Source organism: Reyranella sp. (assembly GCF_050185545.1).
Lineage (GTDB): Bacteria > Pseudomonadota > Alphaproteobacteria > Reyranellales > Reyranellaceae > Reyranella.
The window spans coordinates 1-25,708 of record NZ_JBFWZI010000011.1 but is presented as its reverse complement, the minus strand read 5'-3'; the positions used below and the strand labels follow the sequence as shown (position 1 = coordinate 25,708).

Annotated in this window: 20 protein-coding genes; 10 read left to right on the top strand and 10 right to left on the bottom strand. The window is 65.9% G+C overall.

Going from position 1 to position 25,708, the window contains the following annotated elements:
* Positions 1-184 precede the first annotated feature (184 nt).
* From AB7O82_RS04895 to AB7O82_RS04870, 6 genes are all read right to left on the bottom strand, one after another.
* Positions 185-1,345, bottom strand: a complete 1,161-nt coding sequence (locus AB7O82_RS04895) for a TAXI family TRAP transporter solute-binding subunit (RefSeq protein ID WP_428543719.1) — start codon at positions 1,343-1,345, stop codon at positions 185-187.
* A 262-nt stretch (positions 1,346-1,607) separates the two neighbouring features.
* Positions 1,608-3,851 carry a TRAP transporter permease gene (locus tag AB7O82_RS04890; RefSeq protein ID WP_428543711.1) on the bottom strand — a complete coding sequence of 748 codons (2,244 nt, stop codon included), beginning with the start codon at positions 3,849-3,851 and terminating at the stop codon, positions 1,608-1,610.
* Positions 3,852-3,887: 36 nt separating this feature from the next.
* The gene (locus AB7O82_RS04885; protein ID WP_428543709.1) at positions 3,888-5,033 is read right to left on the bottom strand and encodes a TAXI family TRAP transporter solute-binding subunit; all 1,146 of its coding nucleotides are present in this window, start codon (positions 5,031-5,033) and stop codon (positions 3,888-3,890) included.
* 137 nt (positions 5,034-5,170) lie between these two features.
* Entirely contained in the window at positions 5,171-6,127 is a 957-nt protein-coding gene (locus tag AB7O82_RS04880; RefSeq protein WP_428543707.1) for a hydroxymethylglutaryl-CoA lyase, read from the bottom strand.
* Between the two features lie 14 nt (positions 6,128-6,141).
* Positions 6,142-7,647, bottom strand: a complete 1,506-nt coding sequence (locus tag AB7O82_RS04875) for a tripartite tricarboxylate transporter permease (RefSeq protein WP_428543705.1) — start codon at positions 7,645-7,647, stop codon at positions 6,142-6,144.
* Position 7,648: 1 nt separating this feature from the next.
* The gene (locus AB7O82_RS04870) at positions 7,649-8,098 is read right to left on the bottom strand and encodes a tripartite tricarboxylate transporter TctB family protein (protein ID WP_428543703.1); all 450 of its coding nucleotides are present in this window, start codon (positions 8,096-8,098) and stop codon (positions 7,649-7,651) included.
* Between the two features lie 315 nt (positions 8,099-8,413).
* Between AB7O82_RS04870 and AB7O82_RS04865 the strand changes: the two genes are divergently transcribed.
* The 5 genes from AB7O82_RS04865 (at position 8,414) to AB7O82_RS04845 (ending at position 13,232) form a co-directional block, all read left to right on the top strand.
* The gene (locus AB7O82_RS04865; RefSeq protein WP_428543701.1) at positions 8,414-9,529 is read left to right on the top strand and encodes a phosphotransferase; all 1,116 of its coding nucleotides are present in this window, start codon (positions 8,414-8,416) and stop codon (positions 9,527-9,529) included.
* Positions 9,526-10,185, top strand: a complete 660-nt coding sequence (locus AB7O82_RS04860) for a TetR/AcrR family transcriptional regulator (RefSeq protein WP_428543699.1) — start codon at positions 9,526-9,528, stop codon at positions 10,183-10,185. Before AB7O82_RS04865 ends, AB7O82_RS04860 begins: the two co-directional genes overlap by 4 nt.
* Before the next feature lie 34 nt (positions 10,186-10,219).
* On the top strand, positions 10,220-10,993 hold the full coding sequence (locus tag AB7O82_RS04855) for a C13 family peptidase (protein ID WP_428543697.1): 774 nt from the start codon (positions 10,220-10,222) through the stop codon (positions 10,991-10,993).
* A 239-nt stretch (positions 10,994-11,232) separates the two neighbouring features.
* Positions 11,233-12,018, top strand: a complete 786-nt coding sequence (locus AB7O82_RS04850) for an enoyl-CoA hydratase/isomerase family protein (RefSeq protein WP_428543695.1) — start codon at positions 11,233-11,235, stop codon at positions 12,016-12,018.
* Between the two features lie 2 nt (positions 12,019-12,020).
* Complete coding sequence (locus AB7O82_RS04845) at positions 12,021-13,232, top strand: cobalamin-independent methionine synthase II family protein (protein ID WP_428543693.1); 1,212 nt, start codon at positions 12,021-12,023, stop codon at positions 13,230-13,232.
* 114 nt (positions 13,233-13,346) lie between these two features.
* Here AB7O82_RS04845 and AB7O82_RS04840 read toward each other — a convergent pair whose 3' ends face one another.
* Genes AB7O82_RS04840 through AB7O82_RS04825 form a run of 4 tightly spaced genes read right to left on the bottom strand, consistent with a single transcriptional unit; the run spans position 13,347 to position 17,819 of the window.
* Positions 13,347-14,966, bottom strand: a complete 1,620-nt coding sequence (locus AB7O82_RS04840) for an AMP-binding protein (protein WP_428618750.1) — start codon at positions 14,964-14,966, stop codon at positions 13,347-13,349.
* A 46-nt stretch (positions 14,967-15,012) separates the two neighbouring features.
* Positions 15,013-16,299: a TRAP transporter large permease gene (locus tag AB7O82_RS04835; RefSeq protein ID WP_428543689.1), complete on the bottom strand. Its 1,287-nt coding sequence runs from the start codon at positions 16,297-16,299 to the stop codon at positions 15,013-15,015.
* On the bottom strand, positions 16,281-16,802 hold the full coding sequence (locus AB7O82_RS04830; protein ID WP_428543687.1) for a TRAP transporter small permease: 522 nt from the start codon (positions 16,800-16,802) through the stop codon (positions 16,281-16,283). Before AB7O82_RS04830 ends, AB7O82_RS04835 begins: the two co-directional genes overlap by 19 nt.
* 15 nt (positions 16,803-16,817) lie before the next feature.
* A complete protein-coding gene (locus AB7O82_RS04825) occupies positions 16,818-17,819 on the bottom strand; it encodes a TRAP transporter substrate-binding protein (RefSeq protein ID WP_428543685.1) in 1,002 nt (333 codons plus the stop codon).
* 215 nt (positions 17,820-18,034) lie between these two features.
* On the opposite strand from AB7O82_RS04825, the gene AB7O82_RS04820 reads away from it, so the two are divergent.
* The 5 genes from AB7O82_RS04820 (at position 18,035) to AB7O82_RS04800 (ending at position 25,701) form a co-directional block, all read left to right on the top strand.
* Positions 18,035-19,000 (top strand): Bug family tripartite tricarboxylate transporter substrate binding protein, encoded by a 966-nt coding sequence (locus tag AB7O82_RS04820; protein WP_428618747.1) that lies wholly within the window; start codon positions 18,035-18,037, stop codon positions 18,998-19,000.
* Positions 18,997-21,069, top strand: coding sequence for a hydantoinase/oxoprolinase family protein (locus AB7O82_RS04815; RefSeq protein ID WP_428618745.1), 2,073 nt, complete (start codon positions 18,997-18,999; stop codon positions 21,067-21,069). Before AB7O82_RS04820 ends, AB7O82_RS04815 begins: the two co-directional genes overlap by 4 nt.
* The gene (locus AB7O82_RS04810) at positions 21,069-22,709 is read left to right on the top strand and encodes a hydantoinase B/oxoprolinase family protein (RefSeq protein ID WP_428618743.1); all 1,641 of its coding nucleotides are present in this window, start codon (positions 21,069-21,071) and stop codon (positions 22,707-22,709) included. Before AB7O82_RS04815 ends, AB7O82_RS04810 begins: the two co-directional genes overlap by 1 nt.
* Positions 22,710-22,778: 69 nt before the next feature.
* Entirely contained in the window at positions 22,779-24,698 is a 1,920-nt protein-coding gene (locus tag AB7O82_RS04805) for a potassium transporter Kup (protein ID WP_428618741.1), read from the top strand.
* A gap of 214 nt (positions 24,699-24,912) precedes the next feature.
* Complete coding sequence (locus AB7O82_RS04800; RefSeq protein ID WP_428543675.1) at positions 24,913-25,701, top strand: FkbM family methyltransferase; 789 nt, start codon at positions 24,913-24,915, stop codon at positions 25,699-25,701.
* Positions 25,702-25,708: the final 7 nt, after the last annotated feature.

Below are 25,708 nucleotides of genomic sequence, written 5' to 3'. Positions count from 1 at the left end.
TCCGCTGTTTGTCGCTCACCGACGTGATTGGCGCAGCAATAGCGCGTCCGCATCGTCAGGGACAAGAATGCCTGAGCGACCGCCGCTATGCCGGATTGCCAAGCGGCACGACCATGGGATCGTGCCGCTCTGCAGACGTCAACCGATCGCGCCGCCCCGGCGGGCGACCGCTACTCGATCACAGCTACTCGAAGACTGCCGGCATGCCGGCCTTCTCGAGCGCCGTCTTGCGAGCCGCCATCCAGGCTTTGGCATAGGCGTCCTTGTCGGCGGGTGGATTGGCTTTGTTGAACTCGGCCCATGCCTTGCCGAGCGTGTCTTGGCGTTTCACCAGCATGTCGTTGTGCTTCTGCGCTTCGGCCGTCCACACACCGGCCTCCTTGAGCGCTTTCACCGCCCCTTCGTGATAGGGCAGCACCCAGTTCAGGATCTGGCGCTTGACCTCGAGGCCGTCGGCGCCCGGTGCGCTGTCCTTGTACAGGTTGTAGTCGACGATCATCGACTTGGTCATCGAATAGACCAGATCCGGCTTCTGCGAGGCGTAGGCCATGAAGATCGGATAGGGATAGGTCGGCAGCTCGAGAGAATTCGTCGGGCTGAGCCCGCCCGCGCCGCATGTCACCTTGTGGGGATAGAAGTAGGGGCCGATTTTTTGCATGCGCTCCCAACCGGCCTTGTCCGAGGCGGGAGTAGGCGGCATGACGACCCCGCGCGGCGATGTCTCGAGCTCGCGAACCTGGCCGGTGATGGTCGAGGCGATGGCGGCGTCGACCTCGTTGTTGATCATGCCCTTCCACATGGCGCCGAAGCTGGAGAATTCGACGAACTTCACGTCGCTCTTGGTCAGGTTGCCGAAAGCCAGAATGGCATAGGCGTTCTGGTTGAGCGCCGGCGAGCCGACGACACTGCCGATGCGCTTGCCCTTGAGGTCCTTGACCTCCTTGACGCCAGTATCCTTGGCGACATTGAGGGTGATGCCATTGCACGACGCCGCCGACAGCAGCAGGCGCAGCGGCTGCGGGCCCCATTCCTTGATGGCGAACTCAAAGACGCCCTCCGAGGCGAAGTAGCCGCCGATCCCCATCGCGGAAGCCTGCGCGCGACCACCCTTGACCGGCGCCAGCCGGGCAATATCGTTGCCCGCCGGCAGAACCCGCAAGTCGCTCTTGTATTTTTCCTTGAAGACCTTGCCGACCGCGACGGCGATGTTGAAGCCCGACGTACCGGTGTCGTAAGCGGTCAAGGTGAGTGTCTCAGGCAGCTTGACGTCCTGCGCCCCGGCCGAGCCGGCGCCGAGGACGGCTGCCGCCAGCACGCTTGTCGTGACGATCATTCTACAAAGCATCGGCGTTCCTCCGTTGATCTTCCCTGCGTTCGAACTCGCGAGGCCAAACAAGGGACGCACGCTTCCACGCTTACCGTCGCTCCTGCCTGGAGACGACAGCGGGTTGCGATCAATTGCGGTGGAACGCGCCCCACGCGTGCCCTGACGTCCGCTCCCTGGCCTCGGCGACGGTTGGCCCGTCACGAGATTTGCAGCGATGATGTACTGAGCCGTGCGGCGAGTCCAGCGGCTCGCCCGGGCGATACACCAACGGTTCGGCGGATCAGGCGGTCCGCGCGCGCCGCACGAACAACAGCGCGATCAGTGCCGTGGGCACCAGGATGGCGAGGCCGACAATCTCCATCATCGCGTTGCCGAGAGGCATGATGCCGCCCCCCGGAGTCGCCAGCACCAGGCCGCCGATCACCAGCAGCACGCGCAGTGGCCATTCGAGCGGGCCGGCGGCGCGGAGATCGCCGATGCCCGCCTGGTAGCCCTGGATGCCGCCACAGATGAATACGGTGCCGACCAAGGCCGTGACCACGAGATAGAGCGCCTCGAAGTACGGGACGGGATCACCTGGGACGGCGGCCTGCAGCACCAGCGCCGGATTGGCCACGAAGAAGAACGGGATGAAATAGATGATGCTGCCGACCCACATCGATTCCCAGCCGGTCTTCATGGCCGGTGCGCCGGCGATGCCTGCCGCGGCGAAGGAGGCGATGGCCACGGGCGGTGTGATCGACGACAGCATCCCCCAATAGAATATGAACATGTGCACGGCCATCTTGTTCAGGCCGAGCTTCTCCAGGGCCGGGCCGACCAGGATGGCGAGGAAGATGTAGCAGGCTGTCGTCGTCAGCCCGAGGCCGAGGATCAGGCTGGTGACGGCGCACATCGCGAGCAGCAGCAGGGCATTGCTGCCGGCCAGAGAGAGCAGATCGTTGGCGAGCGAGGAGATGACACCGGTCAGCGAGAACGCTCCGATCAGCAGGCCGCAGCCGGCGAGGATGCCGACCAGCTCGACGAAGGTGCGGCCGTTGGCCTCGAGGAAGCTGATGTACTTGGCCAGGCCCCATCGCTTCTCGCCGCCGAGCTCGTTCAGCACGACCAGAAGCAGCATGCCGCCGAGCATCGGCAGCAGGATCGCATTCATCCAGGCGTCGAAGGCGCCGGACGCGCCTGCCGGCAGCGCCAAGGCCTTTGCATAGGCCTCGCCGCGAACTGTCATGAGGATCGTGGCAGCGACGGCGACCACGAGCGCGACGGTGTTGATGAGCTTCCAGCGACCCGGCTGCTCCCACTGGTTCAGCACCAGCAGCAGGGCCGTGGCATAGAACGGCGCGTGGCTCTCGCGCTTGAAGTAGAGCAGCATGACGATCAGCACGACGACGACGAAGGCGTAGTACCAGCCCTCGCGGAAAGTCTGCCCGAGGCTCGGCAGCTCGCGCCTCTCCAGCCCCTTGAGGCCGTGCCGCGCTGCGTAGGAGTCGACCTGCATGAACAGGCCGACATAGTAGAGAACTGCCGGAATGACGGCAGCCAAGGCGACCTCGGCGTAGGTCGAGCCGATGAACTGGGCCATCACGAAGGCGGTGGCGCCCATGACGGGCGGCGCGAGCACCGCGCCGGTCGAGGCGCAGGCCTCGATGGCACCGGCATAGGATGCGGCGAAGCCGGTGCGCTTCATCGTCGGGATGGTCATGGTGCCGGCGGTCAGCACGTTGCTGACGATGCTGCCCGACATCATACCGAGGAGGCCCGAGGCGAAGATGCCGACCTTGGCGGCGCCGCCGCGGAACGTGCCGCACAGCGCGAAGGCGAGGTTGATGAAGAACTTGCCGGCGCCGGTCATCATTAGCGCCGTTCCGAACACCAGGAAGCCGATCACAACGTCGGCGAAGGCCTGGATCGGGATGCCGAGCAGGCTCTCGGTCGACAGCACGTGATAGGCAGTCGTCTGCTCGAGCGTCGACTGGTTTCCCTTGAGCGGTCCCAGCCAGCTCGCGCCCGCGAAAAGGGGATAGACCGTGAAGGGGAAGACGCAAAGCATCAGGCTCCAGCCGCCGGTGCGGCGCAGCGCCTCGAGCAGCACGAGCCACATCACGTAGCCCGCCCAGATGATCGATTGCGGCGGGTCGCCGAACTCCCAGCCCAGCTCGGCTGCCCTCCTGATGTTGATCATCAGGTAGAACGACGCACCCGCGGTGCCGGCGAACAGCACGACGTCGTACCAGGGGATCCTGGTCAGCGGCGCCTTCTCGCTTCCCGGGAAGATCAGGAAGGTGAAAGGCAGCATGCACAGGATCAGCAGGTAGAAATACTCGGTGTTGAGTGGCGTGAAGCCGATGAAGAACCGCAGTGCGAACTGCTGGTTGATGCAGAGGAAGATTGTCGCCCCGGTAAGGGTAATGAGCGCCCACCGCCAGCCGCGCCACAAGGTGCGCACGCGCATCGTCTCGGCTTCGGCCGGGCCGCTGGTGTGCGGGTCGTCGAACACCACCTTGGAGGTCACCGCATCGACCATGTCATCTCCCACCAAGCCGATCGGCTTTCGTCGTTGCTATTCGAAGACGGCGTCCATTCCGGCCTTGGTCAGCGCCGCCGCGCGAGCCTTCATCCAGCCGTCGGTGAAGGCCTTGTCGTCTCCCGGAGCGCCGCCGGCATAGGCTTTCCACGCCTCGACCATGACCTGCTGACGCTTGACCAAGCCGTCATTGTGCTTCTGCGCCGCATCGTTCCACGCGCCCTTCTCCTTGAAGGCGCGGATGGCGCCCTCGTGATAGGGCACGACCCATTCGAGGTTCTGCTTGGACAGCGCCATGCCGTGGGCGCCAGGCGCGCCGTCCTTGTAGCCGTCGTAGGTGTCGATCATGCCCTTGACGACGGCATAGACGTCGTCGGCGGAGCGGTCGGCGAAGGTCATGAAGATCGGATAGGCGTAGCTCGACATTGCCACGGGGCTCTGCGGCGAAAGCCCACCGGACCCGCAGGTCGCCTTGTGAGGCACGAAGTACGGCGCCAGCTTGTGGACGCGGGCCCATCCCGCCTTGTCGTCGGCCGGCATCGGCGGCCATAATATTCCGCGCGGCGAGCTGTCGACCTCCTTCGACTGGCCCGAGATGGTCGAGGTCAGCGCGACGTCGATCTCGTTGTTGATGAAGCCCTTCCACATCGCGTTGTTCGACGAGAACTGGACCAGCGTCACGTCCTTCTGGGTCAGGCCGCCAAAGGCGATCAATGCCAGGGCGCCCTGGGTCAGCGCCGGCGAGCCGACCACGATGCCCACGCGCTTGCCCTTGATTTGCTCGATCTGCTTGACACCGGTGTCCTTGGCGACCGCGAGGCCAAGCCCGTTGCAGGCTGTGGCCGACATGAGGAGACGGGCCGGCTGCGGACCCCAGCTCTTCGTGCCGAACTCGAAGACGCCTTCCTGGGCAAAGTAGGTCCCGATGCCCATCTGCGAAATGATGGCGCGGCCGGCCTTGACCGGTGCGAGCCTGCCGGTGTCGTTGCCCGATGGCAGAATGCGCACGTCGGAACCGTAGGCCTGCTTGAATTGCTGGCCGATCGCCACGGCAATGTTGAAGCCGGACGAGCCGGTGTCATAGGCGGTCCACGCCATTTCCTTGGGGATGGCCTGGCCGAACGCCGAACCACACGCAAACAACGCCACCACGGCGCTCGCAAAAATCGAGCGTCTCAACATTCGATCCTCCCTGAGCGCGACGCCCTGTACCCGGCGCTGAACGCCGGTTCATGTTGCCAACTCGGAAGGCCCGGTTCAATCGAAGAAGGTGTTCGGCTGCAGGAACAAGCCGATCATCGGGCAGCCTTCGGCGACGTTCAGGCGTTGGCTTTCTGCCTGGCGGAGGTGAGCGTGCCGCCACGCATGACGTGGCCGGGCAGGGGACGGCCGACGACGTCCTCGGCGATACGGGCGACCTCGATCAGATGGTCGACATCGAGCCCGGTCTCGACGCCCATCTCCTCGCACAGGAAGGCGAAGTCCTCGGTGCAAATGTTGCCGGCCGCGCCGTCGGTGGCGGCGAACGGGCAGCCGCCGAGCCCGGCGATCGACGCGTCGAACCTGGTGACGCCGAGGCGCAACCCGGCATAGGCGCTCGCCAGACCGGTTCCCCGCGTGTCGTGCAGGTGCAGGGCGATCTCAAGCTCGGGCCATTTCGAGCGGATGGCGCCGATCAGGCGCTCGACCGAGTGCGGGGTCGCCCAACCCATGGCGTCGGTGAGCTTGATGCCCGTGAGCTTGAAACCGGCCAGCTCGGCCTCGTCGAGGGCAAGCTGCACGCGCTGCAGGATCAGCTCGGTCGACAGCACGCCTTCGTAGTTGCAGCCGAAGGCGCCAAGGATGATGCCCCATTCGACCGGCATGCCGCGGTCCTTGAATGTCTTGAGCGACAGGCGTTGCTCGATCATGGCGTCGGGCACCGACTTGCCGATGTTCTTGCGCGAGAAGGTGTCCGAGGCGGTGACCCGTACGCCGCCATCGACGTGCAACGGCCCGCGCAGCGCCCGCTCGAGGCCCTGCTGGTTCAGCCACAGGGCGCTGTACTGGACGTTCGGCTTGCGCCGGATGGCCGCCGCCACTTCCTCGGCGTCGGCCATGGTCGGCACGCGCCTCGGGTTGACGTAGGACACGCAGGCGATGCGGCCGAGCCCGGTCTCCGCCAGCGCCTCGATGAGACGCACCTTGTCGGCGACCGGGATCATCTTCTTCTCCGACTGGAAGCCCTCGCGCGGGCCTTCCTCGTCGATGGTCACACGCTTGGGCAGATCGGACATCGGTCCTTTCCTCGTCAGCCTTCTTCCTGGAACGCCTGGTCGCGAGCTCTCTTGATGCTGGGCAGGGCCATGATGATCAGCAGTACTGCGGTGGTGATCAGCAGCCCGAGGCTTATTGGCCGCTGGATGAAAACCATGGCATCGCCGCGCGACAGGAGCATGGCGCGCCGGAAGTATTCCTCCATCTGCGGACCGAGCACCAGACCGAGCAGGAACGGCGCGCCCTCGCAGCCCAGCCGCACGAAGACGTAGCCGAGCACGCCGAACACGGCGACCTGCATGACATGGAACGTGCTGTTCTGCAGGCTGTAGGCGCCGATGCAGCAGAACAGCAGGATGGCCGGCGCAAGGAAGCGGTAGGGCACCGTGAGCAGCTTCACCCACATGCCGATCATCGGCAGGTTGATGACGACCAGCATCAGGTTGCCGATCCACATCGAGACGATCATGCCCCAGAACAGATCCGGCTTCTTGGTCATCACCTCGGGTCCGGGCTGAATGCCCTGGATGATCATCGCACCCACCATCAGAGCCATCACGGCGTTCGAGGGGATGCCGAGCGTGAGCATCGGAATGAACGACGTCTGGGCGGCTGCGTTGTTGGCCGATTCCGGAGCGGCGACGCCTTCGACCGCGCCCTTGCCGAATTGCTCGGGATGCTTCGATATTTTCTTCTCGAGAGTGTAGGACGAGAAGGCACCGAGTGTCGGGCCGCCACCCGGCAGAACGCCGAGGGCAGCGCCCAGGGCCGTGCCGCGCAGCGCGGCAGGAATAGCGCGCCGCACCTCCTCGCGGGTCGGCCACAGCGAACCGACCTTGATGGTACCGCCACTGCGCGACAATCGTCGCTCGAGATTGACGACGATCTCGGCGATGCCGAACAGGCCCATGGCGATCGGCGCGAAGTCGATGCCGTCGCTGAGTTCGGGAAGGTCGAAGGTGAAGCGTTGGGCGCCGGTATTGACGTCGGTTCCGACGAGGCCGAACAGCAGGCCGAGGAAGACCATGGCGATGGCCTTGATCACCGACCCGCTCGCCAGCACGACGGCGGCGACGAGGCCGAGCGCCATAAGCGAGCAGTAGTCGGCCGGGCCGAACTTCTGCGCCATGCGGGTCAGCGGCTCGGCGAACATGACGATGATGATGGTGCCCACCGTCCCGGCGAAGAAGGAGCCTACGGCCGAAATGGAAAGCGCGGCGCCGGCGCGTCCGTTGCGCGCCATCTGGTAGCCGTCGAGGCAGGTTACGACCGACGCCGATTCACCGGGCAGGTTGACCAGGATCGAGGTTGTCGAGCCGCCATACGAAGCGCCGTAGTAAATGCCCGCCAGCATGATCAGCGACGCGGTCGGCGGGAGGTGGAAGGTGATCGGCAGCAGCATGGCGATTGTCGCCACTGGGCCGATGCCGGGCAGAACCCCGATCAGGGTGCCGAGCAGACACCCGATCAACGCGTACATGAGGTTCTGAAGGGAGACGGCGACGGACAGGCCGAGCAGCAGGTTGTTCAGCAGATCCATCTCACCAGACTCCCCGCACGATCGAAATATTCATCCCGAGTCCGACCTTGAAGACGAGCGTGCACAGGATGGCGAGCACGACCATGTTGCCGATCACCTCGGTGATCTTGAACTCCTCGCCGCCCAGCGAGGCAATGAAGACCAGGACGATCAGTGCCGGCAGCAAGCCTGCCCGCTCGAACAGGAGGGCGAAGCAGATGATGCCGATCGTGACCATGGTGATCGGCTTCCACTTGGGCCGTTCGACGGCCTCGCTGCCGGTGACCAGCGCGACCACGCAAATCACCCCGCCCAGGCCGAGAAGGATGAACGACAGCATGCGCGGGACATAGCCGGGACCCATTCGGACTGTGGTTCCCAGGGCCAACTTCTGGCCAACATAAAGGGCGACGAGTCCGAAGGCGATGAACATCAGCCCGGACAGGAAGTCCTTGCTCAGGAATCGACTCAACGAAGCCTCCCCGGCGCGCTTAGCGTCAAAAAGTGTGTTGTTGGGCCCGAACCCCCGAGCCGTCGCAAAGTCTACATAAACACAATTATGCCATTTTGCCCAAGTGCGAATTGGCAGCCGCGACAAAGCGCAATTTGTGACGTGCCGGAGTGCGGACTTGCCAGTCGATGGTGTCGCATCGGGTTGCAGAGCCTGTGATTCTCGAGCGAAGCGGCCGCCCGTCGACGGAACATCTTCTCTCGTCAAGGCGACGTTAGGCGAAGGCGGTTCATATTGCGTGGTCGCGACCGAGCGAGCACACTCCGGCCAATGTGAATGACCATTCAGGGGGTGCGGGTGGCGCGACGCGGGGCAGAGTATATCGGCACGATGGCGGTGCAGGAGAAGCATCGTTTCGACGAGCGATCTCTCGACCGGTTCATGGGCGAGCACGTGCCGGGCTTCGTTGCGCCGGTTCAGGTCGAGCAGTTCAAGGGCGGGCAATCGAACCCGACCTATCGCCTGACCGACGCGGCCGGCCGGCGCTACGTGCTGCGGCGCAAGCCGCCTGGCAAGCTGCTGCCGTCGGCCCATGCCGTCGACCGCGAGTTCCGGGTCATTGCCGCGCTCAACCGCACCAACGTGCCGACGCCGCGCGCCTATGCCCTGTGCGAGGACGACAGCGTCGTCGGTACCGCCTTCTACATAATGGAATTCTGCGACGGCCGCGTGCTGTGGGACCCGTTGCTGCCGGAAGTGCCGCGCGAGGGACGTCTCGCCATCTATCGCGCCAAGTTCGAGACCCTGGCCCGCCTGCACGCTGTCGACTACGCAGCCTTGGGCCTTGCCGATTTCGGCCGGCCGGGTAGCTATGTGGCACGCCAGATCTCGCGTTGGGGCAAGCAGTACAAGGCCTCCGAGACCGAGACGATCGAGGCCATGGACCAGCTGCTTGAGTGGCTTCCGGCCCACTTGCCGGCCAACGACGAGACGGTGCTGGTGCACGGCGACTACCGGCTCGACAACATGGTCTACCATGCCACCGAGCCGCGCGTGCTGGGCATCATCGACTGGGAGATCTCGACCCTCGGCGATCCACTGGCCGAGCTTTCCTATCTCTGCATGTTGTGGCGCACGCCGAGGGATTGGGGCGGCCTCGAGGGTCACGACCTCGGCGAGCTCGGCCTGCCGAGCGAGCGGGAGATGGTCGACTACTACTGCACGCTGTCCAGGCGCGCGGTTCCCGATCCCGCGCTGTGGGAATTCTACATGGCCTACAATCTGTTCCGGGTGTCTTGCATTCGCCAGGGCGTCTATGGCCGCGCGCTCGACGGCACCGCCTCCAACCTGCGCGCCGCCGAGTCGGGCAAGCTGGTTCGCCCGGCGGCCGAGCTCGCCTGGAGCATCGTCGCGGGCATCACGCGAGAAGGAATTGCAGGAGGTGGGCGATGACGCCGAAGCGCACCGCCCAGCGCGCCCCGGCGGTCGCGGTCGCTCCCGAGCGCGAGCCGCAGCGGCCGCCGGTCGAGGCCATCCGCGCGGCCGCCTTCGCCCAGTTCGCCGAACGCGGTTATCCGGTGGTAACCGTGCGCGACATCATGAAGGCGTGCGGCCTCACTCAGGGTGCGCTGTACAACCACTTCCGCTCCAAGGACGAGTTGCTGCACGACATCATCGCTTCGACCCAGGGCGAGCTCGAGCGGCTCTGCCAGCAGGCGGTTGCTGGCGCGGGCGACGATCCGGCGGCGCAGCTCGCTGCGTTCGTCCGCGTCTATGTGGTGCGCCATTGCCGCCTCAGGGTGGAGGCATTGGTGGCCAACCGCGAGATCGGCTGGCTGAGCGGCGAGCGGGTCGCCGATATCCGGCGCAGCCGCCGCGCTATCCGCGACATCCTTGTGGGGGTCCTGACACGCGGCACCGAGCACGGCGCGTTCGACCCGCCGCGTGTCGATGGCCGCAGCGACCTCAAGGCGATCGCCATGGCGCTGCTCGACCAGTGCACTCACGTGTCGATGTGGTACGGTCCTGGCGGCATGCTGAGCGAGGAGCAGATGGCCAAGCTTTATGCCGACATGGCCTTGCGCGCGGTCGGCGCAAGGGCGAAGTAGAGGACGTCGTCCAACCACGGGAGCACGGTCTGGCATGCCGGCTCGTCTCGAGGCGCTTCTTATCGCCGTTCTTCTCGTCGTCGCCTGTACGCCGGACACGGTGGGCGCTCCGCCGGCCAGTGCGCGCGCACCCGACACATCGGCAGCCGCCGCGGGAGTTGCGGTGCCGGCCGGCCGCTGGCATGTCGTGCTGATCGCCGGCGACAATGACAGCCCGGCCTTCGACAATGGCGTGCGAGCGATGCGCGACAAGCTCGCGAGTCGGGGCGTGCGCGACATCCAGGCCTTCACCTCCAATCCGGGGGCCAGCCCGTCACTGCCGGTCGCCACGGCGGCCAACGTGTCGAGTGCATTGCGACGCGGCGGCGGCGAGGCCTGCCTCGCCTTCATCACCAGCCACGGCGACCAAAGCGGCTTCGTCCTCAAGCAGGCCCGCGGCACGGTTAGCCCGTCGACGCTCGACAATGCTCTCGATGCCGGTTGCGGCACGCGGCCGACCGTCGTGGTGGTGTCGGCTTGCCACAGTGGTGTGTTCCTCACGTCGGCGATGCGCCAGCCCAACCGTATCGTGTTGACCGCGGCGGCGCCCGAGCGCGCGAGCTTCGGTTGCGGCACCAGCGACCGCTACACTTACTACGACCAATGCCTGCTGCAGCAGTTCGATGCGGTATCGACCTGGCAGCAGCTCGCGCAGGCGACGCAAGCCTGCGTCGAGAATCTCGAGCGCCGCATGAGCGTCTCGCCGCCATCGCGGCCGCAGACCTTCATCGGCTCTGCCGTCGGCGGGCTGCGGTTGCCGGGAAGGTGATTGTAGAAGGGCGATCAACCGCTGGGAGCGCGCCACCCCGATGGCGCTCTTCTCGTTGATTCCAATCCCTCCCGACTACACTGACAATGAGTGCTATCAAAGTGGCGCGCTCCCGGGAATGAGTTTTCTGAAAAGAGGGCCCCGCCATGACGTTGCCACCACGCGGCTGGTTGTCATGGTTTCTCCCTGATCTTCTCGGTTAGCATGGCAATCCGACAACGAGACAGCAAAAGGGGGAAATGATGGCGCTCGTCACCTATGAGCGGGATGGCCAGGTGGTCACGATCACGCTGAACCGCCCGGAGAAGCTCAATGCGTTCAGCGACGAGCTGGTGGGCGTGCTGGGCGATGCCCTGCATCGCTTCGACACCGACGACGAGGCGCACATCGCCATCCTGTGCGGCAATGGTCGCGCCTTCTCGAGTGGCGCCGACGTGCACCAGCGTCAGTTGCGTAGTCGCGAGGAGTTCCTGAAGCTCGGCGGCCCGCAGGGCCGCGGCACGCATTCGGCCGACCTGCTTACGAAAGCGGTCAACTGGAAGCCGGTGATCGCCGCACCGCACGGCTACGTGCTTGGCCTGTCCGTCGGCATCGTACTGGAATGCGACCTGATCGTCGCCGAGGCGGGCACCCAGTTCCAGATTACCGAGACTTCGCGCGGCCTGGGGGCGGGCAAGTACTGGGCGCTGATGCACTATCGCGGCGGCGGCGCGTTCACCATGGAGGCCGCGCTGACCGGCCGCTTCTTCACCGCCGAGGAGGCCTTCAAGGCCAACCTGATCAACCGTGTCGCGCCCAAGGGCAAGTACCTCGAGGTGGCGCGCGGGCTGGCCGCGGAGGTGCTGAAGAACCCGCCGCTCAGCGTGCGCTCGACGGTGCGCATGCGGCGCCACTACATGGATCGGCTGAGTCGCGAGGTGATGTTCATGGGCGCGCCGGAAAAGCTTTATCTATCGGAGGATTTCCAGGAAGCTGCGCGCGCCTTCGCCGAGAAGCGCAAGCCGGCCAAGTTCAAGGGACGCTAGTCATGAGAGCCAGCAGCGATCGCATCCTGACCAGCCACGCCGGCAGCCTGCCGCGGCCCGACGACCTGATCGAAGCCAACGCCAGGCGCGAGGCGGGCACGGTCGACGAGGCGGCGTTCCAGAAAAAGCTCACAAAATCGGTGGCCGACGTCGTGCGCCGGCAGGTCGCGGCCGGTGTCACCGTGCCAGGCGATGGCGAGTACGGTAAATCGATGGGGCACAAGATCAACTACCGCGCCTGGTGGAGCTACTCGTTTTCCCGGCTGGCCAACCTGCAGGTCAAGGGTCTCGGTCTCTACGATCTGCCGGCCAGGCGCTCGGCGCCGGGCAACACCGTGCTGTCGAGCTTTGCCGACCGGCGCGACCGCCAGCGCTTCGCCACTGCCTACAGCGACCCAGAATCCGGCGTTTCGACCGGGCCGCGCGCCCACGATTGGCCGTTCTGCGTGGGGCCGATCAGCTATATCGGCCACAAGGCGATTGCCGCTGACATCGCCAACTTCAAGGCGGCACTCGCAGCCAGCGACGTCGGCGAAGGCTTCATGACCTCGATCGGGCCGGCGAGTTGTGCGCGTATCGGCAACGAGCACTACAAGAGCGACGACGAGTTCGTCTTCGCCTGCGCCGACGCCATGCGAGAGGAATACAAGGCGATCATCGATGCCGGCCTTGTGCTGCAGATCGACGACCCGGCGATTGCCGAGAACTTCGACCAGATCAATCCCGAGCCGACAGCCGAGGAATACCGCAAATTCACCATGCCGAAGATCGAGGCATTGAACCACGCGCTGCGCGGCCTGCCGCAGGATCGCATCCGCTTCCATCTCTGCTGGGGCAGCTGGCACGGTCCGCATACGACCGACATCCCGATGCGCGAGATCGTCGGGCTGATGCTCAAGATCGACGCCGGGGCCTATTCCTTCGAGGCGGGCAACGTGCGGCACGAGCATGAATGGGCAGTGTGGAAGGATACCAGGCTTCCAGACGACAAGTTGATCCTGCCCGGCGTGGTGAGCCATGCCACCAACGTGGTCGAGCATCCCGAGCTGGTCGCCGAACGCATCGCGCGTTTCACGAGCCTGGTCGGCCGCGAGCGCGTCATCGCCTCGACCGATTGCGGCCTCGGCGGCCGCGTCCATCGCGACATTGCCTGGGCCAAGCTCGAGACCCTGGCCCAAGGCGCGGCAATCGCCAGCAGGCAGCTCTGGGGGTGATCACGCGGATCGCGGGCGTCCCGCCCGCTCATGATCTTAAGTCTGAAGCAGACACCTATCGCAGGCTCCCGGGACTCCAACGTGATGCATCTGGCGCCGAGACAAAGCCCACTTTCATGAGCGGGCGAAACGCCCGCGGTCCAGCTCGGCCTCCGCGAGCTCGCGCAGCTTGTTGCGCTGGATCTTGAAGCCGTTGGGCGAGGGGGTCTTGGGGAAGTCGTCGACGGCAAGCACGCGCAACGGCACCTTGTAGTTGGCGAGGTCACGGCGGCAGTGGGCAATGATCGCTGCCTCGTCGAGCGGCGTGCCGGGCTCGAGGATCACGAACGACACGGCGCGGACGCCTTCGGGGCGGGCGACGGCGATGGTCTGGCAGTTGGCGATGCCGGCGAGCTTCTGGATGTGGGTCTCGATCTCCTGCGGATTGACCAGGAAGCCCGACAGTCGCAGCACGTCGCCCATGCGGCTCAGGAAGGTGAAGCCGCCGTACGGATCGAGCTCGGCGAGATCGCCGGTACGAACATAACCGTCCGCCGTTATCGCGGCGGCGGTCGCCTTGTCGTTGCCGTAGTAGCCCACCATCAGCGACGGCCCGGCGCATTCGAGCTCGCCGGGCTCGCCGATACCAAGCAGCCTGCCGCTTTCCGGGTCGCGCACGCGGACATGGGCGAGCGGCGAGACCACAATGCCTCCGCCGACCTTGCGCCGGCCGACGGCCGAGTCGACCGGCTGGCGCGCGTAGAGCGCCTGGACCTCGCTCATGCCGTAGAGCCCGCACAGCAGCAGCCCGCGCTTTTCCGCTCGCTCGGGCAGGTCGCCGAGGGCGGCGTTGAACGAGGCATAGCCCGCCCATTTCACCGACGGCATCGGGCATTCGCCGGGCATTTCGTCGAGCAGGCGGGCATACAGATCGTCGCTGCCGAACAGCGTGGTCGGCCGGTGGCGGGAGATCAGCCTCGCCAGCTCGTCGATCTCGTAGGATTCGACGAGGACGCTCGGCTTGCCGGCGGCGAGCGTCGCCATTGTCTGGTCGAAGCCGAACACGCCACACAGGGGCAGGATCGAAAGCGTCACCGTCTCTGGCGCGGCGAAACCGAAGACACGCGCCACCTGCTGGGCGTGGCCCGCGATCGCGCCTTGGCGATGGAGCACGAACTTCGGCGCGCTAGTGGTGCCGGAGGTCGTGAAGATGTTGCACGGCGCCTTTGACATCGCGTGGTTGGTGGCAAGCGCTGGGCGCGACAGCAGGCGGTCGAAGGATACGCGCCGCAGGGTCTCGATAGCCGGCGGAATGGTCGGTGGTTCCTCGCCGACCGTCACCAGTGCGCTGAGGCCGGCGAGGGCGGCCGGATCGATGTCGGCCAGGATCGACAGGAAATCGATGCGCCGAAAGGCCGGTGCGCAGGCCAGCACCTTGGCGCCCGAGCGCCCGACGATGTCGGCCACCTCGACGGCGCGGTAGCGCGTGTTGACCGCGACCGCGATGGCGCCGAGGCGGGCGCAGGCGAAGTAGACGATCGGGTAGGCGAGAATGTTGGGCAGCCACAGTGCCACCCGGTCGCCAGGGCCGACCCCGAGATCGGCGAGTCCCTGGGCCACGCGAGCTGCACCGTCGAGCAGCTCGGCGAAACTCAATCGTCGCTCGCCGTGGATAAAGGCGGTCGCCGAAGGCGACTCGGCGGCGATGTCGGCGATCAGGCTCCAGACGTCGGGAGCGGGGTAGGCAAGCGGCATGCGGCGCGGAGACTAGCGCAAGCCGCCGCAGGCTCAAGGCGGTGCGTCACTGTGCGAAGCCCAGCACGCGTGGCAGGAAGAGAACCAGCCCGGGCATGAAGGCGATCAGTAACAGGGTGACGATAATGGCTGCCAGGAAAGGCAGGAGCGGCTTGACCAGCTTGTCCATCGGCAGGCCGCTGATTGCCATGCCGACGAACAGGCACAGTCCGACCGGTGGCGTGATATGCCCGACTGCCGATGCGATCACGCAGACCATGCCGAAGTGGATTGGGTGCACGCCCACTGCATTGGCCACCGGCAGCAGCACCGGCACGGTGACGAGAATGATCTCCGACGGCGTCAGGAATGTGCCGAGGACAAGATAGAGCAGGATGACCAGAATGATGAAGACCCACCAGGCAGGCGACATCGCGGCGATCGAGGTCGCGACCATGAACGGGAACTTCGAGTAGGTGAGAACCCAGCCGAAGGCGCCGACCAAGCCGATTATCAGGCCGATCACGCCCGACAGCCGCGCGCTGTCGGCAAAGATCCGGGGAAGTTCGCGAAGCGCCGGCTCGCGATAGAAGATCGGGGGCACCACGAGCGCGTAAACCACGGCGACGGCCGCCGCTTCGGTCGGGGTGAACAGGCCGACCAGGATGCCGCCCATGATGATGGCCGGGATCATCAGCGCCGGCAGGGCGTTGCGCAGGGCGACCCAGAACTCCGGCAGGGTCGGCGGCGGCTCTTTGGGGTAGTTGCGCTTGCGGGCGATGAAGAACACCGGTACGGCCATGCCAACGCCGATCAGGAAGCCCGGGATCACACCAGCGGCGAACATCGCCGCCACCGACTCGTCGGCCATCCAGGCATAGACGACGGCGATGATCGAGGGCGGGATGATGGGCGCCACCACCGCGGTCGAGACGGTGAGGGCGGTCGCGAAGTCCTTGTCGTAGCCCTTGCGCACCATCTGCGGCACCAGGAACGTTCCGAGCGCCGACACGTCGGCCACTGCCGAGCCGGAGATGCCGCCGAAGAACATGCTGTCGAGCACGTTGACGTAGGCCAGCCCGCCGCGGAAGCGGCCGACCAGTGCGGTCGCGAGGTCGATCAGGACGCGGGCGACGCCGCCTCGCGCGGCTATGTTGCCCGCGAGGATGAACAGCGGCGCCGACAGCAGCAGGTAGGAATCGGTCAGCAGACCGACGAAGCGGGTCGGGATGATGATCGGGTTGAGGGCAGGAAAGAACATTGCCGCCGTCAGCGCGCCGACGCCCATGGCTATGCTGATCGGCATACCCACCAGGATGCAGATAACGAAGGCGATCAGGAGAGTTTCCGCCATAACCGCATCGCGTCGAAATAAATGTTGCGCAGCATCGGCGCGATGATCAGCGCCGAGCCGACGGGGACCGAGAGGAACACCCAGTCGAGCGTCAGGCCGAGGCCGGCGCTGGTCTGCAGGCCGGCATTCGGCACCAGGGTGAAGCTCAGGTAGATCAGGTAGGCGAACAGCCAGATTCCAAGCCCGTTGGTGACGATCGAGATCAGGGAACGTCCGATGGGCCCGAAACGGTTCAGGAAGTAGTCGAGCACGGTGTGCTCGTGCCGCCACATCGCCGCCGCCGCACCGACCATGACGAGCCACACGAAGAGGAACCGCGGCACCTCCTCGAGCCCGTCGATTCCGGTGAGGCCGAGATAGCGCAGGACGACCTGCAGGAAGACGGCACCCGTCATGACGGCGAGGATCAGCCCGCCGAGGAAGGCCAGACTGTCATAGAGCCGTGCGCCCGCCGAGGGCGCGCGGCGCGCGTCCTCGGTGGGCTCGTCGGGAGGATTGGCCACGCTGCCGGTCGCCCGCTACTTCACGCTCTGGATGTAGTCGACCATCTTCTTGGCGTCCTTGCCGGCTGGGGTGGCGTAGAAATCGTTGTAGACGCTCTCAGTCGCCTTGAGGAACGGGGCTGCGTCGGGCTTGGTGATGGTGACGCCCTTTGCCTTGACCTGGTCCTGGATGGTCTTGTCCTCATCGAGGATGAATTTGCGATTGAAGGCGCGGGCGTGCGCCCACGCGTCCATCACCGCCTTCTGTCCGGCAGGGTCGAGCTTGGCCCATGCCGCCTTCGACATGATGAGCGCCACCGCCTGGTGGGTGTGGCGGACGTCGGCGACGTACTTCACGATGTCGTAGAACTTGTTGTGGTAGAAGGTGTTGACACCGCCCTCGGCAAAATCGATCACCTTGGTCTGCAGCGCCGTCGCCACCTCGGGGAAGGCGATCGGGGTCGAGATCATGCCCAGCGCCTTGAAGGTGGCGACCAGGATCTTGTCCTCCTGCACCCGCACCTTCTTGCCCTTGATGTCGGCGATGCCGTTGATCGGATAGTGGCCGTAGATGCCGCGGTAGCCGGCGGCGATGAAGCCGATCAGCTTCAGCCCTTTCTTGTCGAGCACGGCAGTGTAGTAGTCGGTCAGGGTCGTGCTGCCGTCGAGCGCCTTGAAGACGTGGTCGTAGTCGCGGAAGATATAGGGCAGCTGGAACACCGACATCTCGGGCACCGCCGTCGACAACGGTGCGGTGGTGATCGGCCCGAACGTGACGGCGCCTAGCTGGATCTGCTGCACCACCTCGCGCTCGCCGCCGAGCGCTCCCGAATGATGGTGGGCGACCTTGATCTTGCCGCCCGACAGCTCGGCCAGCTTGTCGATAAACTGCTGGGTGGTCTGCGACGTGCCGTGCTTGGGCGGGTTGACGTTGCCCATCGTCAGGTCCTGGGCTCGCGCGGCGCGATCGGAACCGAAGGTTGCGGCAATCAACACGGTAATTGCCAGAAACAGCTTGCTCGATCTCAGTCGAAACATCGTCTTCCTCCCTCCGGTCGCCGTACCGGCGACCTTGTCGTCGTTTCTGCGATCGTGGGTAAGGCTGCGGTCATCCGTCAAGCACCATGTGCGCCTGACAGCCCTGCATGGCGACCTGCTCGATCCGGAGGCGTCCGGGATGCGCGCGCCCTCCGTCCCGGTGCTACGGTATGCGCATTGCTGATCGGTCGGTCGCCGAAGGAGTTCCAATGACCATGTTGCGCCGAAGCTTGCTCGCCGTCCCGCTCGCGCTTGGAGCCGCGCCGGCTCGCGCCCAATGGATACCCAGGCAGCCGATCAGGATCCTGGTTGGCTATGCGCCGGGCGGAACGGCCGACATCGCCGCCCGCATGGCGGCGGAGACCATACAGAAGCGGCTGGGCTACTCGGTGATCGTCGACAACAAGACCGGCGCAGGTGGCTTTATTGCCCTCAAGGCGGTCGCCCAGGCGGCGCCGGACGGCTACACGGTCGGCATCGGCATCATGGGACAGCTCGCGGTCGGCCCGGTCGTGCCAGGCTCGCAGATTCCGCTCGACCTCGATCGCGAGCTGGTGCCGATCTGCAATCTGGTCGGCGTACCGATGGTACTGATCGTGCGCACGAACGCGCCCTTCAAGACGATCCCCGAGCTGGTCCACTACGCCCGCGCCAATCCCGGCAAGGTGAGCTACGCCTCGACCGGGCTCGGCTCGACCAACCAGCTCGCCGCCGAGTTCCTGGCCGCCGAGGCGGGTGGCCTCAAGCTCATTCACGTGCCCTACCGCGGCGGTGCGCCGGCGATCGCCGACGTCGCCGCAGGCCAGGTCGACCTTTTCTTCGGCAATATCTCCGAGGTGGTCGGCCAGGTGAGGGGAGGCACGGTAAGGGCAGTGGCGCTGGCGTCGAGCCGGCCCAACCCCATGGCGCCCGATCTTCCGCTGCTTACCCGCGAGATCGCGGCACTCGACATCAACAACTGGTTCGGGCTGGTCGGGCCTGCCGGCTTGCCGGCCGACATCAGGACGGCGCTGGCCAAGCTGTTCATCGACGCGATCGCCGATCAGTCCAATGCCGAAGCGCTGGCACAGCGCGGCATGGTGGCGCTCGCCCAGGACGGCGCTGCATTCGAGGCGCTGATCAGGAGCGATCGCGAGCGCTGGGCCAAGGTGGTGAAGCAGGGCAATATCCGCGCCGAATGAGTACCGCACCGCTTTCCCTCGGCATCGACATCGGGGGCACCTTCACCGACCTGGTCATTCACGATCCGCGCAGCGGCCGCGCCGTGATCTGGAAGGAGAGCACGACGCCCGATGACCCGGCGCGTGGCGCCATCGACGGCACGCGCAAGGTGCTGGCCAAAGCCGGCGTCGGCGCGGGGGAGATCGGCCGCGTCGTCCATGCCACCACGCTGTTCACCAACGCCTTGATCGAGCGCAAGGGCGCCAGGACGGGCTTGCTGACGACGGCTGGCTTCCGCGACGTTCTCGAGATCGGGCGCGAGCGCAAGTACGAGCTCTATGACCTCTTCATCGAAATGCCCAAGCCCCTGGTGGCGCGGCCGTGGCGACGCGAGGCGCGGGAGCGGCTGGCGCCCGACGGCAGCGTTGAAATTGCGATCGACACGGCGGCGGCCCTGGCCGAGGTCGCCGAGCTGGTCGAGCAGGGCGTCGAGAGCCTCGCCGTCTGCTTCCTGCACGCCTACGCCAACCCGGCGCACGAGCGTGCCGTCGGCGCGGCCATCGCCGAGCGCTTCCAGGACCTGTCGATCTCGCTATCGTCCGACATCGCGCCGGAGATACGCGAGTACTTGCGCGCCAGCACGACTGTCGCCAACGCCTATGTCCGCCCGCTGGCCGAGGTCTATCTCGAGCGGCTGGAGCAGGCCCTGCGCGCCGAGGGCATTCCCGGCGGCCTGTTCCTCATGCTGTCGAATGGCGGCCTCACTCATGTCAGCGAGGCCAAGCGCGTGCCGGTGCAGCTGCTCGAGAGCGGTCCGGCGGCCGGCGCCCTGGCAGGGGCATGGTTCGGCCGCAATGCCGGCCTCGAGCGCGTGCTCGCCTTCGACATGGGTGGCACCACGGCCAAGCTGGCGCTGGTCGACGGCGGCGAGCCGCTGGTCGCCTACGGCTTCGAGGCTGCACGCGAGAAGCGCTTTCTGCGCGGCTCCGGCCTGCCGATCCAGATCGCCACGGTCGAGCTGATCGAGATCGGCGCCGGCGGCGGCTCTATTGCCCAAAAATCGGAGCTCGGCACGCTGAAAGTCGGGCCCGAGAGCAGCGGCGCCCAGCCCGGGCCGGCGTGTTACGGGCGCGGCGGCAGCGAGGCGACCGTCACCGATGCCGATCTCGCGTTGGGCTATCTGGATGCCGATTTCTTTCTGGGTGGCGCCATGCGGATCGATCGCGGCGCGACTAGCGCCGCCTTCGCGCAGCTGGCCAAGGCCTTGGCCGTCGAGCCGGAGCGGGCGGCGTTCGGCGTGCACGACGTCGTCAACGAGAACATGGCGGGGGCGGCCCGCGTGGCCATCGCCGAGCGAGGCCGCATCCCGTCCGAATACGCCCTGCTGGCGACCGGCGGAGCCGGGCCAGTCCACGCCTGGCACGTGGCACGCAAGCTCGGCGTCAAGCGCGTCGTCTGTCCGCCGGGCGCCGGCGCGGGCAGCACCATCGGCATGCTGATGGCGCCGGCTCGGGTCGATCGCGTGGCGAGCTTCAACGTTCCGCTGGCCGGCGCCGACTTCGTCGCTGCCCGAGGGGTATTCGACGGCCTGGAGAAGGAATCGCTCGACGTGCTCCGTCTCACCGGCGCGGAGATCGAGAGGCGCACCGTTCAGCATCTTGCCGACATGCGCTACGTCGGGCAGGGCAGCGAGATCACCATCGCCTTGCCGCGTTCGCTCGACGAGGCCGGCGTGAAGGCGGCGTTCGAGGCCGCCTACAAGGCCCTGTTCGCGCGTACACCGCCGGGCGCTGCGATCCAGTTCGTTGCGCTTCGCCTCTCGGTTGGCGCTCCGATGCCTGGCAGCGGCAGTGAGTTGATCTTGCCTCGCCATCCAGCTGGGACGGCGCTGAAAGGTACGCGAGAGGTCTTCTTTGAAGAGGCGCGTATGAGTCTGCCGACCAAGGTCTTTGATCGATATGCATTGAGTGTTGGCGACACCATCACTGGCCCAGCCGTATTCGAAGAAGACGAGAGTACGTTCATCGTCGGTCCGGGAGCAGCAATAAGGGTTCTGTCTGACGGGTCTCTCTTGGCGGAGGTCGGCTGATGGCACGCGCGTTCGATCCAATCGAGCTGGAGCTGCTCTGGCGACGACTGATCTCAATGGTCGACGAGGCGGCGGCAGCGATGGTGCGCACAAGCTTCTCTACCCTGGTGCGCGAAAGCTACGATTTCTCCTGTGTCATCACCGACGCGACGGGGCAGTCGCTGGTGCAGGCGAGCGAGAGCATCCCGAGCTTCATTGGCACGCTGCCCGAGACAGTGAAGCACTTCTTGCGCTTCTTCCCGCCCGAACAGCTGGCGCCGGGCGACGTGCTGATCACCAACGACATCTGGCTCGGCACCGGACATCTGCCCGACATCACGCTCGCCAAGCCGATCTTCCGTGACGGCCGTCTGGTCGCCTTCAGCGCCACCACGGCGCATGCGCCCGACATCGGCGGCAAGATCAGGAGCCCCGAGCCGCGCGAGGTCTTCGAGGAGGGGCTGCAGATCCCGCCGATGAAGATGATCGCCGCCGGCAAGACCGACGAGACGCTGGTCACCATCATCCGCAAGAACGTGCGCACACCGGACCAGACGATGGGCGATCTGTGGGCGCAGGTCGTGGCGCTCGACCTGATGGAAGACCGCCTGCGAGTGCTGATGGAAAGCTACGGCTTGCCCGATCTCACCGACTTGGCACGCGAGATCCAGGGCCGCTGCGAGGCGGCGATGCGCGCGGCGATCCGCGCCCTGCCCGACGGCACCTATCACAGCGAGCTCAAGACCGACGGGCTTATGGCGACGCCCATTACCCTGAAGTTGGCACTCACCATCAGGGGCGACGAGATCGAGATGGACTTCGCCGGGACCGATGGCCAAGTCGATCGCGCCATCAACTGCGCGCTCTGCTACACCAACGCCATGGCGATGTACGGGGTCAAGGTCTGCACCAGCCCCAACCTGCCCAACAACGAGGGCGCGTGGCGGCCGATCACGCTCAAGGCGCCCGAGGGTTCTATCGTCAACCCGCAGTTCCCGGCGCCGGGCGGCTCGCGCATGCTGATCGGCCACTACGTGCCGATGCTGGTGTTCGGCTGTCTCGGTCAGGTCGTGCCCGAGCGCGTAATGGCTGCCTGTGGCTCGCCGATGTGGGGCATGAACCAGTCGGGCGTGCGCGACGATGGCCGGGGAAGGGGCAAGCCCTATGCCAACATGTTTTTCTACAACGGTGGCATGGGCGGCAATACGCGGGGCGATGGCATCACCTGCCTGTCGTGGCCGTCGAACGTCTCGTCGACCTCAATCGAGATCAGCGAGCACATTGCGCCGCTGCGTTTTCATCACAAGCGGCTGCGGCCCGATTCGGGAGGAGCCGGACGCCATCGCGGCGGGCTCGGCCAGGAAATCCTGATCGAGAGCCGCAGCGACACGCCGATCGCCGTCTCCTTTCTCGCCGAGCGCACGATCTTCCCTGCCTTCGGCATCGAGGGCGGCAAGGATGGCGCTCCGGGCGAACTGCGCATAAACGGCGAGAAGACCGATCCCAAGAAGCAGTATGTGCTGCGCAAAGGCGACACGGTCTCGCTCGGCACCCCAGGCGGCGGCGGCCATGGCGATCCGAAGCTGCGCGATCCGGCGGCGCTTGCGACGGACATGGCGCATGGGTACGTGACGCAGGCGGCGCGGTACGCAGCCGACTAGCTGCGATCATCCTGATGTTCTTGCCGCCGGCCATCCGCCTGACTTAGGTAGTATCCGCAGCCAGGGGGAGTGCGGACCATTCGACAACAGCGCGGCGCTGCCGGTACCTCAGGCAAGAGTGCGCAGCCGCGCAGCGCCAATGATGCCACCCTGCCGGCGTTGAGCCTGGCGGCACTCGGCGTGGTGTTCGGCGATATCGGGACCAGTCCGCTCTACACCTTCAAGACCGTGCTCGACCTGACCAGCGATCATCCGGCGCCGGCCGTCACGCTGGGGGCGCTTTCGCTTATCGTATGGACGCTGATCCTCGTTACCTCGGTCAAGTATGTCGTCCTGGCCATGAGCATCGACAACCAGGGGGAGGGCGGGATTCTGGCCCTGATGTCGCTTCTCGGGGTCCGCCGTCGAAACCGATCGGCGATCATTCTCGTCGGCCTGTTCGGCGCCGCCCTGGTCTACGGCGACGGGGCCATAACGCCGGCGATCTCCGTCCTGTCGGCGCTCGAGGGCACCAACTTCATCGTACCCGAATTGCAGCACTACGTGCTGCCTGCGGCCGTGGTGATCCTGCTCGGCCTGTTCGCCGTGCAGCGCCAGGGCACGGCGCGCATCGGCGGCCTTTTCGGCCCGATCATGGTGGTGTGGTTTGCGGCCATCGCCCTGCTTGGCTTGTCCGGCATAGTTCGGCACCCTTCGGTTCTGCTGGCACTCAATCCAGCGTACGGCGTCGATTTCCTGATGTCGGGTGGCAGCCGGGCCTTCCTGCTGCTTGGCGGCGTGTTCCTGTGCGTCACCGGCGCGGAGGCGCTCTATGCCGACATGGGTCACTTTGGCCGTCGGCCGATCCGGCTGGCCTGGACCTTCGTGGTCTTTCCGGCCCTGGTCCTGAACTATGCCGGCCAGGCGGCGATCGTGCTGGCCGGCGCACCGACCGACGGTAACATCTTCTTCCACCTTTGCCCGAAACCGCTGCTGCCGCCGCTCGTCGTGCTGGCGACGATTGCAACCATCATCGCCAGCCAGTCGATCATCACCGGCGCTTTCTCCATGACCCGCCAGGCCGTCCAGCTCGGCTGGCTGCCGCGCCTGCGCATCGTGCAGACGTCGGCGTCGGGCTACGGTCAGATCTATGTCCCCTCGGTCAACTGGCTGCTGATGCTGGCGACGCTCGGCCTCACCATCGGCTTTGGGAGCTCGAGCCGTCTCGCGGCGGCCTATGGCATTGCCGTGTCGGGTACCATGCTGATCACCACCCTTCTCCTGCTGCTGGCCATGCGGGAGGTCCGCGGCTGGAGCTGGCTCGCGGCCGGCGCCGTTGCCAGCGCGATGGCCATCGTCGACATGGCGTTTCTCGGTGCCAATCTCGTCAAGGTGCTCGACGGCGGATGGGTGCCGCTGGCGCTGGGGACCCTGGTCTACTGCCTGATGGTGATCTGGCGCGCCGGCGCGTCGGCGGTGCAGCGCCAGAGGCGGGCCCAGGAGGTGCGAGACAGCGACGTCCTCGCTCTTCTCACCGCCGTCCATATCCCGCGCGTGCCGGGCACTGCCGCCTTCCTCGCCCGATCCGACGTCGCCGCGCCGCCGATCCTGCTGTGGCACCTGAAGAACAATCGCGCACTGCGCGAGGCCGTCTTCATCATCGACGTCAACACGGCCGCGGTGCCCTACGTGGCGCTGGGCAGCCATGTCGAGATCCACGAGGTCGCGCCCCGCGTCTGGCGTGCCCGCGTCCAGTTCGGCTTCATGGAGCGCCCGGATATCCCCGCCCTGCTGTGGCGCGTCCACGCGCTGGGCTATCAGTTCGATCCGGCCGACGTCACCTACTATATCGCGCATGAGCAGATCGTCGCGCGCGAGGACGGACGGGGGCTTCCGAGAGTTGTGGAGACAATCTTTGCTTTCCTGCAGCGCAACTGCGCCCCTTTGACGGACTACTTCCACGTGCCGCGGGATAAGGTCGTGGAGATCGGCCGCGAGATGGCGATTTGATCGGCATACGGCGACGAGGACTCATGGTTTCTCCCGATTGCGTCTCCGACAGCTCAAGTCGATGAGCGGGCGGGGCGCCCGCGGTCCAAAGGAGCACGGGCGCCGCGACACTTTTTGATCACAGGCACCAGAGGCATGGTCACAAAGCCTGAAGCCGGTCTTTCGCTAGCATGCGGGCATCCCGTTCAACGGCACCGACAGCGTAGGAGAGCGAATGGCGACTCTCGAACCGAAAAACTGTGCCCCCGATCCTGCGGGCGGAGAAGCTGGGGCCGTCCAGCTGCTCAAGGATTTTCTGCGGCCCTATGTCTCCCGCATTCGCTCGAGCATCCCCGGCCGCAACGCGGGACCGTCGTGGGCGCGGTCGCTGGCTGTCCTGGACCACTATGGCCTTCGTCCCGCTACCGTGTTCGACATCGGCGTGGCTTACGGCACCTACGAACTCTATCGCGCGTTTCCCGACGCTCACTATCATCTGATCGATCCGACACGCGAGTCGTTGTACCACATGCGCCTACTGGCACGGCGGCTGCGCTGCGACATTCATGCCGTGGCGTTGGGCGACCATGACGGCGACGCGATGATCGAAATTCGGCCGGACATCCAGGGGGCAACTTTGCTGGAAGATGTCACGCCGCGCGAGATTGTGCGTCGCGACCGTGTACCGCTTCGCCGCTTCGACTCGCTGTTCGGCGAGGTCGCCCGTCCCACCCTGGCCAAGATTGATGTGCAGGGCGCCGAGTTGATGGTTCTCGAAGGCATGACCGGCCGGATGGCCAGCATCGACGTCTTCATCGTTGAGACCAGCACCATCTCCAGCGTAAAGGGCGGCGCCGAAGTCCACGACGTCATGCACTTCATGCGTAGCCATGGTTTCGTCGTCGCCGATGTCCTCGGCATGACGCGGCGTACACTCGACGGTGCTACTGCCCAGCTCGACCTAATGTTCCTGCCGGAAGAGGGCTCTCCGGCGCGCCGCGATCGGCGCTGGGCAGCAGCGTAATCCGAGC